This window comes from Pseudoalteromonas sp. P1-7a (assembly GCF_001401855.1).
Classification (GTDB): Bacteria; Pseudomonadota; Gammaproteobacteria; order Enterobacterales; family Alteromonadaceae; genus Pseudoalteromonas.
In genome coordinates this window covers 50,257-64,184 of sequence record NZ_LKDU01000008.1, presented here as the reverse complement: position 1 = coordinate 64,184, position 13,928 = coordinate 50,257, and the positions used below count along the sequence as shown (strand labels likewise).

Below are 13,928 nucleotides of genomic sequence, written 5' to 3'. Positions count from 1 at the left end.
TAGTCCGTTATGAATAAAGCAATAAAAACAATCGCCGTAATTGGTGGCGGTACAGCAGGATGGCTGAGCGCTGCAATTATCGCTTCGTATCACCAAGGTAATAAGGGTGATGGCTTAAAAGTGATGTTGGTAGAATCATCTGATATTCCAACAATTGGTGTAGGTGAAGGTACCTGGCCCACGATGAAAAACACGCTTCAGCAAATTGGTTTGCGAGAAGTGGACGTATTTAAAGCCTGTAATGCCACCTTTAAACAAGGCGGAAAATTTGTAAACTGGACACATGGCAACAACGATTTTTACTACCATCCCTTTACGGTACCGCTAGGCTACGGCCGTATAGATTTAGCCCCCTATTTAGATAATGTTGAAAACTTTGCCCAGCAAACTAATTTTCAGCACGATATTTGCGAAGCAAACTTAGCGCCAAGAGGCATTGCACAAGGTGAGTATCAAGCTAATTGTAATTATGCATATCATTTAGATGCCGGTGCCTTTGCGGAACTATTAAAGCAACATTGTAAGAGCAAACTAGGCATTGAGCATATTATTGGCACCGTTGAACAGGTAAAGCTTGATGAAAGCGGGGCTATAAACACCCTTACCTTAAAAGATCAAACCCGCACCATAAACGCCGATTTATACATAGATTGCACGGGTTTTTCATCGCTGTTATTAGGCCAAGCCCTTAACGTGCCATTTAAAAAAATGGACCACGTATTATTTAACGACAGCGCCCTAGCTATGCAAGTCCCCTATGAAGAAGGCGATGAGTCACTGGCAAGTCATACCATTGCCACCGCACAAAATGCTGGGTGGATTTGGGATATAGGCCTAACGCATCGCCGTGGTGTAGGGCATGTATATTCAAGCAAGTTTTTATCAGATGAAGAAGCCGAACAAAACTTACGTAACTATTTAGGTGATGCCGCTAAAGGTTTAACCGCCCGAAAAATAAATTTTGAGTCGGGTTACAGAGAAAAGTTTTGGCACAAAAACTGTGTTGCAGTGGGGATGTCGGCAGGGTTTGTAGAGCCGCTTGAGGCAACCGCCATTATGTTGGTTGAAATTTCCTCTCGCTTTGTTGCAGAGCATATGCCAGCCGATACCCAAGTAATGCCCATAGTTGCAAAGCGCTTTAATGAACAAATGGATTATCGCTGGCAGCGTATTATCGACTTTTTAAAACTACATTACATGCTAACTAAGCGCCCAGAGCCTTATTGGCAAGCGCACGTACAAACGCAAAGCATTCCGCAAAGCTTACAAGAAGACTTATTGCTTTGGGGCGCACGTGGTCCACTTATTCAAGATTTTCATGGCGCATTAGAGCTATTTCCTGCTGCCAGTTACCAGTATGTTTTATACGGTATGGGCTTTAAGCCTGACTTTACTAAGCAAGCGTATTTGTACTCAAACGATGCGCAAGCAAACCAAATAATTGAACGTAACAGCCAGCTTACACAGCAGATGTTGCAAACGTTGCCGCCTCACCGTGCTTATATTGAGCAGTGGCTTGCGGCTAACCCAGTTTAAGGATGTGTAACTATGGCAATTAGTGAACTATCAAATACTCAACACCAAGCAATAAAAATTAACCCTAATGCGGGTGTTGAATACGCAAAAACACAGCATTTAGTCAATCTACGTGCAAACGAAGTAGCAAAAGCTGCCTGCGATTTACCTATTTTTATAGCGCGTAATGCACACAACGGCAGCTACACTATTTCGGGCTTAACCAGCTTTAGTGCTGGGCAAAGTTTATTTGTGAGTAACAATCACTGGCAAGCGCTTTATACGCCTGTGTGCATGCAAGCCCAGCCGCTTTATTTACTCACTCGTGAGGCAAATAGCAGTGATTACTTTATTGCTATTGATGAGCAAAGCTCAGCCGTTAACACGCAGCAAGGCGAGCCGTTATTTGATGCCAAAGGCAACCCAAGCCTGTATTTAAGTGCGCAACAAAAGCTACTAGAAAACGATTTAAAAAATGATTACCAAACGTATCAATTTACCCAAGAAATTGCCCGTTTAGGGCTTATCAAAAACATAGATATTGTTTTGCAGTTTGAACAAGGCGAGGCGCAAACTATTCAAGGTTTGAGCACTGTTGATGAAGATAAACTGCAAACTTTAGACAGCGATACCATTGCCAATTTACACAAACAAGGTTACCTAAGCGTACTTAACAGCATGCTTATTTCGTTGTTTCAGTTAAATGCGTTAGTAAAGCGTCATAACCAGCATCCTGAACTTATGCCATTAAAACAAATTAAGTTAGAACTAAGTCGAGATGCTCACGCACTGTAAGGTGCAATTTATTATTTAGCCTTCATAGGCTAATACGTTCACATAGACAGACATTGCGTTTAACGCGCTGGAGACACACACATGTCAGACAACATTTTGCAGTTGGTGGTTTTTTTCTTTGTAACCGCCTTAATTGGTGGGCTTACATATTGGAAGTGCCGAGGCCAAAACCGTAATAGTGGTGATAATCAAACAAAAGAGTATTTTTTAGCAGGCGGTGGCCTTACTTGGATGTTTGTTGCAGGTTCAATTACGCTCACAAATTTAAGTACCGACCAGCTGGTGGGCATGAATGGCAATCAAATGGCTTTGCTCGTGTGGTGGGAATTAGCGGCTATTTTAGGGCTTATTATTTTAGCCAAAGTATTTATTCCTGTTTATTACAAGTACAACTGTACAACCACCACAGAGCTGTTAGAAAAACGCTACAACAATAAGCATATTCGTGCTGTTATTGGTGGCTTATTCTTTTTAGGTAACGCGCTAATTTACATGCCTGCGGTTATATATTCTGGTGCGCTATTTATGCAAACCATGTTTAAAGTTGATATTCCGCTAATGTACATAGCGACCGCATTTGCATTGGTAGGCGCTATTTATGCATTTTTTGGAGGCTTACGCGCGGTTGCTGTATCAGATACTTATAATGGTTTATTAGTGTTAGGTATGGCAATACTGGTTGTATTTTTAGCGCTTAATGCGATTGATTACGACTTTAGCGACATTCCACAAGAGCGCTTAACACTTATTGGTGACGCTGACTCGCCAATCCCATGGCCTACGCTTTTAACCGGTATGATCTTTATTCAAATGTATTACTGGGGAACTAACCAAACCATTACCCAGCGTGCGATGGCTGCGCCAAACGTTAAAGAAGCGCAAAAAGGGATATTTGCAGCAGCGGGTATTCGCTTTTTAATTGTTCCGGCAATTGTGGTGTTACCGGGTATTATTTCGTACAAACTGTATGGCGACATTGGCGATGCAGCTTATGGCCGAATTGTAGGAGACGTAATGCCCGCATGGTTAACGGGTGTGTTTGCTGCAGCAATGGCAGCAGCAGTGCTTTCTACTTATAACAGCTTATTAAACTCTGCAACTGCATTATATGTGTGTGATATTCACGAAGCATACTTTAATAAAGAACCAAGTGTAGTAAAGCTAAGTGGCTACGTTACGTTGTTACTTACTAGTTTAACGCTTGTGCTTGTGCCTATTTACCAGCAAGCCGACAGCATTATTAACTTACTACAACAGTTAAACGGCTTATTAAGTATGCCTATATTCTCAATTTTTGTCGTGGGCTTATTGTTTAAAAATGTGGATGCGCGTGCAGGTATTGCCGCGGTTATTTTAGGTGTGGTTATGTATGGCATGCTGACATTTGAAAACTCGCCGCTACATACGGAACTACACTATATTCACTTAATGCCAATTACACTTATTGTTTGTGTAGCCTTTGCACTAACCGTTAATAAAGTGGTATTTGGTTTAAATGCACAGTGGTCAGGTAAATCTCCCGTTATTGAAGATACGCCCCAAGTGCACGCACCAAAATAACCAGCAGTAAAAAGTTACATTACTTTTTATTAGCCAGTTAACACATTACTAAATCGGCCTAAGGTAACTTAGGCCGATTTTTATTTATTAAATTAACCTACACTACACGTAGAAAATCCACCTATCACTCGTTGCGACTTTGAGCGCTAACTACGCAGAGATATTACAAAATTGCCCTGGCTGAAAGTCTGCTAAATAAATATTGCTGAAGGTGTTGTTAAATTTTTTAACCTCAGTTTAATTTAATTACTGGTACAGCCAGTAATAATATTGGCTAAATTACAGTGTAAACACTATCTAAAAGTAATTTGTATGATATATACTATTATTTTAAAATCACTGACTGCAATTTGATGCAGTAAGCGGCGAGTAAGCACACAAATAATGTACTCGCGTATTAAACTCATCTTCATTAAAGAGGACAGGAGAATCATGGCTGATATTAAACCATTCTTTCGATTAGACAGCGCAAACTGCACCGTTATTTTCGACTGCCAGAGCAAAACCCCAGCGTTACTTTATTTTGGTAAGCGTTTATCTGAGCAAACAACTGAAACAATGCTAACTCAGCTTGCGACTCGTCAGGAAGTAAAATGTGCCGTGGTTGAAGAAGCACCTATTTCTCTTTCTCCGCTATTAGGTGAAGGTTTTACTGGTGCACCCGGTTTAGAGTTGAGCAACGACACAATTGCTTGGTCAGTTGGGCCAAAGCTTCAAGAAGTTCGTCAGCCTTGTGCGTCAACCCTTGAGTTTGTAAGCGTAGATGAGCTTCGCGGTATTGAAGTTGTGCACAGTATAACGCTTGATAGCCACACCGATGTACTAAGTGCGCACACGGTTTTAACTAATTTAAGTGATGCACCGTTAAGCGTTAATTTTTGCGCCGCACCCACGTTCCAATTACCCGATAGCATGAACAAGCTAGTGAGCTTTGAAGGGCGTTGGTCTAACGAATTTCAACGCCAATCGGTTGATTTAGTGCTAGGCAGCTTTGTTCGCGAAAACCGTAAAGGTAAAACCTCGCACGATGTATTCCCTGGTTTACTAGTACACGCTGAAGGCGCAGGCGAGCAACAAGGTGAGTGTTACGGCTTTCATTTAGGTTGGAGCGGTAACAATAAGCTACGTGCAGAGCTACTACCTGAAGGGCGCCGTTATGTGCAAATGGGCGAGTTATTATTACCTGGCGAGCTTACCCTTGCCAAAGGCCAAACGTATCAAAGCCCAAGTATTTATGGCTCGTTTTCGAGCGACGGCTTTAGTGCACTGTCGCGTAATTTTCATCGTTTTGTTAAAGCTAACTTACTTAGCCAAGCACAGCGCGAAAAAACACGCCCTGTGCATTACAACACGTGGGAAGGCATTTATTTTGACCACGATGTAGACACGCTAAAGCAATTAGCCGACAAAGTAGCGCCATTAGGTGTGGAGCGTTTTGTACTAGACGACGGTTGGTTTAAAGGCCGCCGTGGTGATTATGCAGGCTTAGGTGATTGGACAGTAGATTACGAAATTTATCCAGACGGCCTATCGCCAGTGATTGATCATGTAAACAGTTTAGGCATGGAGTTTGGTATTTGGTTTGAACCTGAAATGGTAAACCCTGACAGTGACTTATACCGCGCTCATCCTGATTGGGTATTAGGCTCAGAAAATAACGAACAACTTAGCTTTAGAAACCAGCTGGTGCTTGATTTAACGCGTACAGAGGTTGTTGAATACCTATACAAAGCGATTGATGACATTTTAGTTGAATACCCAACAATTAAGTACATTAAATGGGATATGAACCGCGATATTAACCACGCGGGTAACTTCTCAGGCAAGCCTGCAGTGCATCAGCAAACACTGGCACTGTATCGTTTAATTGACCGCATTAAAGCGGCGCACCCAGGCCTTGAAATTGAAAGCTGCTCATCAGGCGGTGCCCGTGTAGATTACGGCGTGCTTGCACACACAGACCGTGTATGGACGTCAGATTCTAACGATGCACTTGACCGTCTTGAAATTCAACGTGGTTGTTCTTTCTTCTTTCCATCATCGGTTATGGGTGCACACGTAGGACCGCGTGATTGTCATATCACAGGGCGTAATGTCAGTATTGAAATGCGTGCTGCGGTATCACTGTTTGGCCACATGGGTATTGAAATGGACCCACGGGAACTGACCGATCATGAATACAATGCGCTTAAAGCGGCTATTGCGCTACACAAAGAGCACCGTGACTTTATTCATGCAGCCGATTTGTATCGCCTCGATAGCGACGATTTATCAATTAACTTTGGTTTAATCGACGAGCAAAAATCAAAAGCGTTATTTGCGTATAACAGTGTACGCGAAACACCGCGCACTGCGCCTAATAAGCTTCGTTTTGTTGGTTTAGATGCAGATACGCAGTACACACTTAATTTAGTGTGGCCTGTTAAATTTGAAGAATACCGACCTTCGTCTATTGCCGCTGTTAACGGACAAACATTTACCGGTGAAGCGCTGATGGAATTTGGCCTACAAATGCCAATTTCATTCCCGCAAACATCGCTTATTTTTGAGCTTACTAAAGTATAGCAAGCAGCAAAAAGGGAGCTCATTAGCTCCCTTTTTAATTACTCGAAAAATTATTAATCGAGTTTAGATTCAATCAGCTCAAGCGCTTCTTCTAAAATGGTTTCTACTGCTTGTTTAGCGCGCTCTGGGTTACGCGATTTAATCGTATCTAAAATGTCAGCGTGCTTTGCAACGTCCGCCCCTGGCACACCTTTAATATGATTGGTATAGCGAATACTTACACGTAGCGCGGTGCTAATAAATTCTGTTAACTGCACAAAAAAACGGTTATTACTGGCCACTAAAATACTAGTATGAAAAGCAATATCTGCCTCTAATGGGTCATCTAAGCCTTGATCTGCATCGGCCATACGGGCAAGTGCGTTGTCTATTTCAGCAAGTTGTTCGGCGCTGGCATTTTCAGCAGCTAAGGCGGCAGCTTGTGGCTCAAGTGCTACACGTACTTGTGTAAACTCTTTTAATAAAGAAAGTGACGGTTTACTGCTTAAAATCCAGCGTAATACGTCGGTGTCAAACATATTCCAGCTGCTTTCTGGCAGTACGCGAATACCTTGCTTAGGGCGAGAAGATATTAAACCCTTAGCAGAGAGCATTTTGACGGCTTCGCGCGTGGCACTGCGACTCACATCGTATTTTACGCATAGGTCAGCTTCTGAGGGCAGGCCTTCGTTAACTGGGTATACGCCACGCACAATTGCAAAGCCTAAATCATGGGTTAATTGTTGTGTTAAGTTTTGACGAGGTTGGCTTTTCATTGAGCGGTATCCGAGTGAGTTATTGCTTTATTATATATCATATATCATATTAATGTACGAAAGGATATGTTATAAACTTTGCTAAAGGCAAGTATTTTAACACAGCTGTAATAGTAATCTCTTTAGCAAATAATTATAAGTACTAAGAGAAGCAGTTTGTATTATGGAGAAACGCATTTGAATAATCACGCTCAGTACCCCAGTATTTCTGGCAAAGTTGTTTTTATTACTGGGGGGGCTTCAGGCATTGGCCGAGCAATGGTAAAAGCATTTGCCGCTCAGTCTGCCAAAATAGCCTTTATAGATATTAATAACGACGCTGCTCAATCTCTTATTGCCTCATTGCCTAACGCTAAATTATGGTTTAGACAGGTTGATGTTACCGACTCAAATGCTTTGCAGCAATCTTTGGTAGATGCATGTGCTGAACTAGGGGCTATCAATGTTCTGGTAAACAATGTAGCCAACGACCGCCGCCAAGCCAGTGAAGATGTTACTGTCCAAGATTGGGACCAATGCCTACAAATTAACTTAAATCCGGCGTTTTTTGCCTCGCAAGTTGCTATGTCTTTTATGAAAAGCGAAGGCGCGGGGAGTATTATTAATTTTAGCTCTATCAATGCCATTATGGGGCAGCCGCAAATGGCGGGTTATGTTACAGCAAAGGCTGGCTTAATCGGCATGACTAAGGCACTTGCTCGCGATTATGGTGAGTTTGGCATAAGAGTAAATGCTATCTTGCCGGGTTGGGTTGCCACCGACCGCCAATTAGCCAGTTGGTTTACTAAAGAAGAGCAAGTGAAGTGGATGGAAGCCATGGCACTTAAAAAGTTAGTAACCCCTGAAGATGTGGCTAACTTGGCACTTTTTTTAGCTGCCGACGAAAGCAGTATGATCACAGGTCAAGGCATTAAAATTGACGGTGGGAGGCTCTAAGTTGCAGCACTTAAACCTTTTTATAGCCGTAGATTGGGGCACGAGTCATTTACGCGCTTATTTATGCAGCGTAAATACCACAGGGCAATTAACGCTAATTGCTCAGCGCGACGGCCCAGGTGTGATTAGAGATAAACAAAATTTTGAACACACTTTAATTGGTGTCGTTGCACCATGGACCAGTGAATACGGCGTTTTACCTATTTATATGGCTGGGCAAATCACCTCAAGTATTGGCTGGAAAGAGACCCCTTATTTGGCGTGCCCTATAAACCCCGAAAGCCTACTCAGTGGCGCAATTAACTTTGATTGCGCAGGTAATAAAGTCAGTGCCTTGCCTGGCACAAAGTGTACATTAAAAAACAATTTATTTGATGTAATGCGCGGCGAAGAACTGCAAATTTTAGGGTTTTTAAAACAAAATCCGACCTATCAGCACGGTGAGGTACTCATTTGTTTACCCGGTACCCATACTAAATGGGTGCTGTTAAAAGATGGCCATATTATCTGTTTTAAAACCGCAATGACGGGCGAATTATACGACTTGCTATGCCATCAAAGTGTACTTATTCCTAACGATTGTGAGGCAGGGGAGTTTGATTGGCATGCCTTTGAGCAAGGTTGTGAACTTACCCTAGGCAGTGACAGCGGTAATTTGGCGCATGGTATTTTTAGTGTCCGTACGCGCCAGCTTTCTAAAGAGCTAACCCCCGTGCAAGCCAAGGCGTATTTGTCGGGCGTGTTAATAGGTAGTGATGTACGCGCAGCACGCCATGCCAGCGAATGGCAATTAGTGAATAACTCTAAAGTGGTGGTTATTGGCACAGAGCAACTAAATACCTGTTTTACCCATGCGTTAAATTGCATTGGTGTGCAATGTTTAGAGTTTGACGTGAAAGAGGCTACGTTAAGTGGTTTTAACTACTTATTTAATAGTAATAAAATCAAGTAGATATAAAAAGCCCCTAATATTGATTGTGCAATTATTGGGGGCTAGTTCTTAAATTAAGTAAGGGGGAAATTGGCTGTAGCCTGCTGTCAGGCTGTTTTAGCCCCTTGGTTTTGCGCAATATAATGATTAAGCGTGGCCACTTGCGCGTCATTAAAACGCAGGCCTAATTTACTTCTGCGCCATAAAATATTGTAAGCGTTGCCCGCCCATTCTTCGTTTAGTAAGTAATCGACTTCTGCTGCAAATAAGCCATGGCCAAAGTCTTGGCCTAAATCACTTAGCTGGGTTGCATTGCCTAAAATTAATTTTGCACGAGTCCCGTAGGTACGTACAAAACGTTTAAGAGTGATCTCTGGTAACCAACTATAAGCCGTTTTAAGCTCATTAGTGAGTGCTTCTACCGAGCTAAAATCGCCACCAGGCAGTGCGCTGTGTTTAGTCCATGCTGCACTCATTTGCGGGTAAAACTCTTCAAGTTTATTCACCGCAGCTTCGGCAAGTTTACGGTAGGTAGTAATTTTACCACCAAACACACTTAATAGGGGTGTGTGTTTGCCTTCGCTTGATAGCTCTAACTTGTAATCTCGCGTTACTTTTTGTGCATTAACTGACTCGTCATCAAGCAGTGGGCGCACACCCGAAAAGGTATGTACTATGTCTTCGCGCTTAATGTGGTTTTTAAAGTAGCTGTTAGTAATATTAATTAAGTAGTCGATTTCTTCATCGCTGATTTTCACATCTTGCGCTGCGCCTTTGTGTTCAACATCGGTGGTGCCTACCAGTGAGTAATCATCTTCAAACGGTATAACAAACACAATACGCTGATCTTTATTTTGTAAAATATATGCTTGTTTTTCATCGTGAATTCGCGGCACTACAATGTGGCTGCCTTTTACAAGGCGAATATTTTGAGGTGACTTTTCTATCAGGGCTTCGTCAAATAGTTTAGCAACCCACGGACCTGCGGCATTTACAATGCCTTTGGCTTTAATCGTCTGTTGCGACTTAGTTTGCGGTTGCTCAAGCGTTACCTGCCATTGGTTATCAATGCGTTTTGCACTGACACACTTGGTTTGCGTAGCAATGGTCGCGCCTTTATCTTGAGCGGCTAGGGCGTTTAAAATAACTAAACGAGAGTCATCAACCCAGCCATCTGAGTATTCAAACCCTTTTGTAATTGAAGGTTCTAATACGCTGTTTTCACCAAACTTAATGCCACGCGAACCAGCAAGTGTTTCGCGCTTAGCTAGGTTGTCGTACATAAATAAGCCAATGCGGATCATCCATGCTGGGCGTAGGTGCGATTGGTGCGGTAGCCTAAAGGTGAGCGGCCACATAATGTGCGGGGCATTTTTAAGCAGCACTTCACGCTCTGCAAGTGCTTCTTTTACTAATCTAAATTCGTAATGCTCAAGGTAGCGTAAACCGCCGTGGATCAGCTTAGAACTATTTGAAGACGTTGCACTGGCAAGGTCTGATTGTTCGCACAAAAGCACCTTTAATCCTCTGCCTGCTGCATCAGCTGCTATTCCAGTGCCGTTTACACCGCCACCGACGACAAGTAAGTCGTATTCGTTATCTGCTAATTCCACCGAGCTAACCTTTTTATTTGTAATATAAATAAGACATATAACATCATAAAGCGGCGGTTCTTATTTGACAATAGATAACCGCGCTTTTTGTGTGTTAATTTTTAATCCTGATCTTTTTAAAACATACAGCGTACAACGCGCTATTTAGCTGACTTTGTTTATGTTTGATAAGCCGCCAACTTAATTAGCGGCTAGTTTTTATTGCTGTTGGCAATCGTCACTAGATAAACGAACTTGCGCTACACAGTGCTGCCATTTTGCGTATAAATCATTACGCTCGTCAGCGCTCATAACTGGCTCAAAGCGACGGTCACAGGTCCACATTTTTGCTAATTGCTCCGTTGACTCATACACACCGGTTTGTAGGCCTGCTAAGTATGCTACGCCTAAAGAGGTGGTTTCGGTCACTGTTGGGCGCTCTACGGTTGCGCCTAAAATGTTTGATAAAAAGGCAAGTACCCAGTTATTTTTAACCATACCGCCATCAACCCTTAACACGCTTGGGCGTAGGCCATCACGCTCCATTGCTTTTTGTAAGTCTTTGGTTTGATATCCAACCGATTGCAACGCCGCAGCAACAATGGTGCTAATGCCTGAGTCGCGCGTTAAACCTAAAATAGCGCCCCGTGCATTTGGGTCCCAATACGGCGCACCTAAACCTGTAAACGAAGGCACTAAAAATACCCCATGGTCGAGCGGTACATCTTTTACTAACGATTCGCTCTCGCCGGCATGACTTAATAGTTTTAAGCCTTCAACAATCCACTGCATAGTGGCGCCTGCCATAAAAATACTGCCTTCAATGGCGTAAGTTGGCTTGCCATTTAATCTATAAGCAACCGTAGTCAGTAAGCGGTTTTCAGAAGTAAGCGCTTTTTCGCCGGTATTAAGCATTAAAAAACAGCCCGTACCATAGGTGCTTTTCGCCATGCCTTGTTCAAAACATGCGTGGCCCACAAGGGCTGCTTGTTGGTCGCCGGCAATACCACATACACGTATTGGCGCGCCAAAAATATCGTCGCTGGTTGAGCCAAATTCGTCGGCTGAGTCCATTACTTGCGGCAGCATAGATTCAGGAATTTCGAATAAATCGAGTAACTCTTGATCCCATTGCTGAGTATGGATATTAAATAACATAGTGCGTGATGCGTTAGTTGCATCGGTACGGTGCTCTTTGCCACCCGTTAGGTGCCAAAGTAAATAGGTATCAACGGTGCCAAAAGCCAGTTCGCCTGCAAGGGCTTGTTCGCGTGCGCCTTCTACGTTGTCTAAAATCCAGCGTACTTTAGTAGCCGAAAAATACGGGTCTAGTAGTAAGCCGGTTTTATCGCTTATGGTTTGGCAAAGCTCGTCAGTGCTTAGGCTTTCGCAGTAATCGCTGGTGCGGCGGTCTTGCCACACAATGGCGTTATAAATTGGTTTGCCGGTTTTTTTGTTCCACACTAAGGTGGTCTCACGTTGGTTGGTGATACCAATGGCAATAATTTCTTCAGGCTTTACGTTTTTATCGGCTAGCACTTTGCGGCTGGTACTTAGCACGGTTTGCCAAATATCGTTAGGGTCGTGTTCTACCCAGCCATTTTGCGGAAAATGCTGCGAAAATTCTTGCTGTGCTGTACCAAAAACGTCTGCATCTTTTGTAAACAAGATGGCCCGAGAGCTTGTGGTTCCTTGATCAATTGAGAGTATGTATTTGGACATGATATTTGTGTTATTTATCTTATCTTATATATGACTAGATTGCCTTTAACTAAGATTAATGGCAACGATTTTTTCTTAAAATAGCCGTTTAAAAAACAAACATACTGTTTTTATTTGCTAACTCTTTTAAATAACAGGTGTTTATAGCAGCATTATTTTAAGTCCGAGTGCGGCTATTTATAAAAATAGCCGCTTAAAGCTTAATATTACTTGGTGTGTGGTTTAGCTTGTTGCCAATCCATACCTGTAGAAAAACGATTATCAAACCCGTGCCATTGTGGCAGTGGCTTACCATCAACAATAGCTTGGTCGCCGTTTTGTGGTAAGTCTAGGTATTCACATTGGCTTGCAATGCCTTTTACATGGCAATCCATCATAGCAAGTACAAAGTGTTTGTTGGTCTCGTTTAGGGTGCGCATTGACCACGATGGCTCGTAGTAATGGCCTATATCTAACTCGCTGCTACGTTTGGCAATAGCAGGTGCAGGGTGCGGCGCAATATTATGGCGGGCGTTTTTGTAGGTAAGCATGTACTTATCTTTGCTGCCCGTTTGGTCATAAAGGTGTTTAATACCTTCATAGCCGGATATATCGTCTAAGCTGCCCGCTACATAAAGCGAAGGCACTTTTATGTTTTGCATAGCACTGGCATTAAATAAGTTATGTTGCCCGCCCCAAGGCGCAAAGGCCACCATAGCTTTTATGCGTGTATCTACTTGTGGGTTTTTATATTGCCCACCAGCACAGCTATTGAGTAATTGCTGCACTTGCTTAATTTGTGCAGGGTCTTTTATACCGGTAAACATGGCGGTAGTTTGCTCGTTAAAATCATAGCAGCCACCAATCGTATTAACTGCGCCAAAACCACCCATAGAGTAACCAATTACGCCTGTGTTTTTGTTATCTACTTGCTTGCTGGCAAAGTTGTTTTGTTCATTAAAGTAGTTAAGTACAAATTGCTGATCGCGTGAGCGGTTAATAAGGGTACTAAAAAAGCCCGAAAACGGCGCATTTTTAAAATCAACATCGGCATTGGTTGAGTCGGTATGATCTATGGCTGCCACAATGTATCCGTGCGATGCTAAATGTTCGCCCAAGTAATACATAATTGTACGATAGCCGGTATACCCGTGCGAGAGCACAATAACGGGATAGTGCTCTTTGTTATTTATAGCTACATCGCGCATGGCATCAGCTTGTAAGGTAAACCCTTTACCTGTACGGGTTATGTCGCTGTAGCTGGTTAAGGGAGCGTTTGCACTGTTTGCTGCCGGGTACCACACTTCTACCTTTAAGGGGCGATCTTTTTGAGTTTGGGTTGCAGGGTCAAACTGTGCGGGATTTACTAAATCAAGCGTTTGTACGCCAACGCTGTAGCTCCCTTTAGCAGCAAGCTCAGGAAGTACTTCGCTGGTTAAAGGTGGGTAGAGTTGCTCAGGCGTTTTTTGAGCTGCAAAAACAGTACTTGCTGTTAAGCAGCCAGTCGCTAGCAGCAAGGCTTTTGAAAGCGCCTTTAAAGTGTGTGTGCTTGTCATTGTGTATCCTTGTTGAGTGTAT

At 42.9% G+C, this 13,928-nt stretch carries 10 protein-coding genes; 6 read left to right on the top strand and 4 right to left on the bottom strand.

All coding sequences use genetic code 11. From position 1 onward, the window contains the following. Positions 1-9 precede the first annotated feature (9 nt). The 4 genes from AN389_RS07540 (at position 10) to AN389_RS07525 (ending at position 6,435) form a co-directional block, all read left to right on the top strand. Positions 10-1,536, top strand: a complete 1,527-nt coding sequence (locus tag AN389_RS07540; RefSeq protein ID WP_055019531.1) for a tryptophan halogenase family protein — start codon at positions 10-12, stop codon at positions 1,534-1,536. Between the two features lie 12 nt (positions 1,537-1,548). Further along, complete coding sequence (locus AN389_RS07535) at positions 1,549-2,310, top strand: SapC family protein (protein ID WP_055019530.1); 762 nt, start codon at positions 1,549-1,551, stop codon at positions 2,308-2,310. 81 nt (positions 2,311-2,391) lie between these two features. Continuing rightward, complete coding sequence (locus AN389_RS07530; protein ID WP_055015620.1) at positions 2,392-3,870, top strand: SLC5 family protein; 1,479 nt, start codon at positions 2,392-2,394, stop codon at positions 3,868-3,870. 432 nt (positions 3,871-4,302) lie between these two features. Next, positions 4,303-6,435 (top strand): alpha-galactosidase, encoded by a 2,133-nt coding sequence (locus AN389_RS07525; RefSeq protein ID WP_055015619.1) that lies wholly within the window; start codon positions 4,303-4,305, stop codon positions 6,433-6,435. A gap of 53 nt (positions 6,436-6,488) precedes the next feature. On the opposite strand, the gene AN389_RS07520 is transcribed toward AN389_RS07525, so the two are convergent. Continuing rightward, positions 6,489-7,190, bottom strand: coding sequence for a FadR/GntR family transcriptional regulator (locus tag AN389_RS07520; protein ID WP_055019529.1), 702 nt, complete (start codon positions 7,188-7,190; stop codon positions 6,489-6,491). Positions 7,191-7,367: 177 nt separating this feature from the next. Here AN389_RS07520 and AN389_RS07515 point away from each other — a divergent pair, with 177 nt between their 5' ends. Further along, a complete protein-coding gene (locus AN389_RS07515; RefSeq protein ID WP_055015617.1) occupies positions 7,368-8,126 on the top strand; it encodes an SDR family NAD(P)-dependent oxidoreductase in 759 nt (252 codons plus the stop codon). Between the two features lies 1 nt (position 8,127). Continuing rightward, positions 8,128-9,078, top strand: coding sequence for a 2-dehydro-3-deoxygalactonokinase (locus AN389_RS07510; protein WP_055019546.1), 951 nt, complete (start codon positions 8,128-8,130; stop codon positions 9,076-9,078). A gap of 86 nt (positions 9,079-9,164) precedes the next feature. Here the strand turns inward: AN389_RS07510 and glpD are convergent, their stop codons facing one another. The 3 genes from glpD to AN389_RS07495 form a co-directional block, all read right to left on the bottom strand. Beyond that, complete coding sequence (glpD, locus tag AN389_RS07505; protein WP_055019528.1) at positions 9,165-10,670, bottom strand: glycerol-3-phosphate dehydrogenase; 1,506 nt, start codon at positions 10,668-10,670, stop codon at positions 9,165-9,167. Positions 10,671-10,868: 198 nt separating this feature from the next. Next, positions 10,869-12,371, bottom strand: a complete 1,503-nt coding sequence (gene glpK, locus AN389_RS07500; RefSeq protein ID WP_055015614.1) for a glycerol kinase GlpK — start codon at positions 12,369-12,371, stop codon at positions 10,869-10,871. A 206-nt stretch (positions 12,372-12,577) separates the two neighbouring features. Beyond that, positions 12,578-13,906 (bottom strand): dienelactone hydrolase family protein, encoded by a 1,329-nt coding sequence (locus AN389_RS07495; protein ID WP_055019527.1) that lies wholly within the window; start codon positions 13,904-13,906, stop codon positions 12,578-12,580. Positions 13,907-13,928 lie beyond the last annotated feature (22 nt).

Bases quoted from the DNA above. Each gene is read 5' to 3' on its own strand.
- AN389_RS07520 (WP_055019529.1), bottom strand. From the start codon at position 7,190: ATGAAAAGCCAACCTCGTCAAAACTTAACACAACAATTAACCCATGAT.
- AN389_RS07530 (WP_055015620.1), top strand. From the start codon at position 2,392: ATGTCAGACAACATTTTGCAGTTGGTGGTTTTTTTCTTTGTAACCGCC.
- glpK (WP_055015614.1), bottom strand. From the start codon at position 12,371: ATGTCCAAATACATACTCTCAATTGATCAAGGAACCACAAGCTCTCGG.
- AN389_RS07540 (WP_055019531.1), top strand. From the start codon at position 10: ATGAATAAAGCAATAAAAACAATCGCCGTAATTGGTGGCGGTACAGCA.
- AN389_RS07495 (WP_055019527.1), bottom strand. From the start codon at position 13,906: ATGACAAGCACACACACTTTAAAGGCGCTTTCAAAAGCCTTGCTGCTA.
- AN389_RS07525 (WP_055015619.1), top strand. From the start codon at position 4,303: ATGGCTGATATTAAACCATTCTTTCGATTAGACAGCGCAAACTGCACC.
- AN389_RS07535 (WP_055019530.1), top strand. From the start codon at position 1,549: ATGGCAATTAGTGAACTATCAAATACTCAACACCAAGCAATAAAAATT.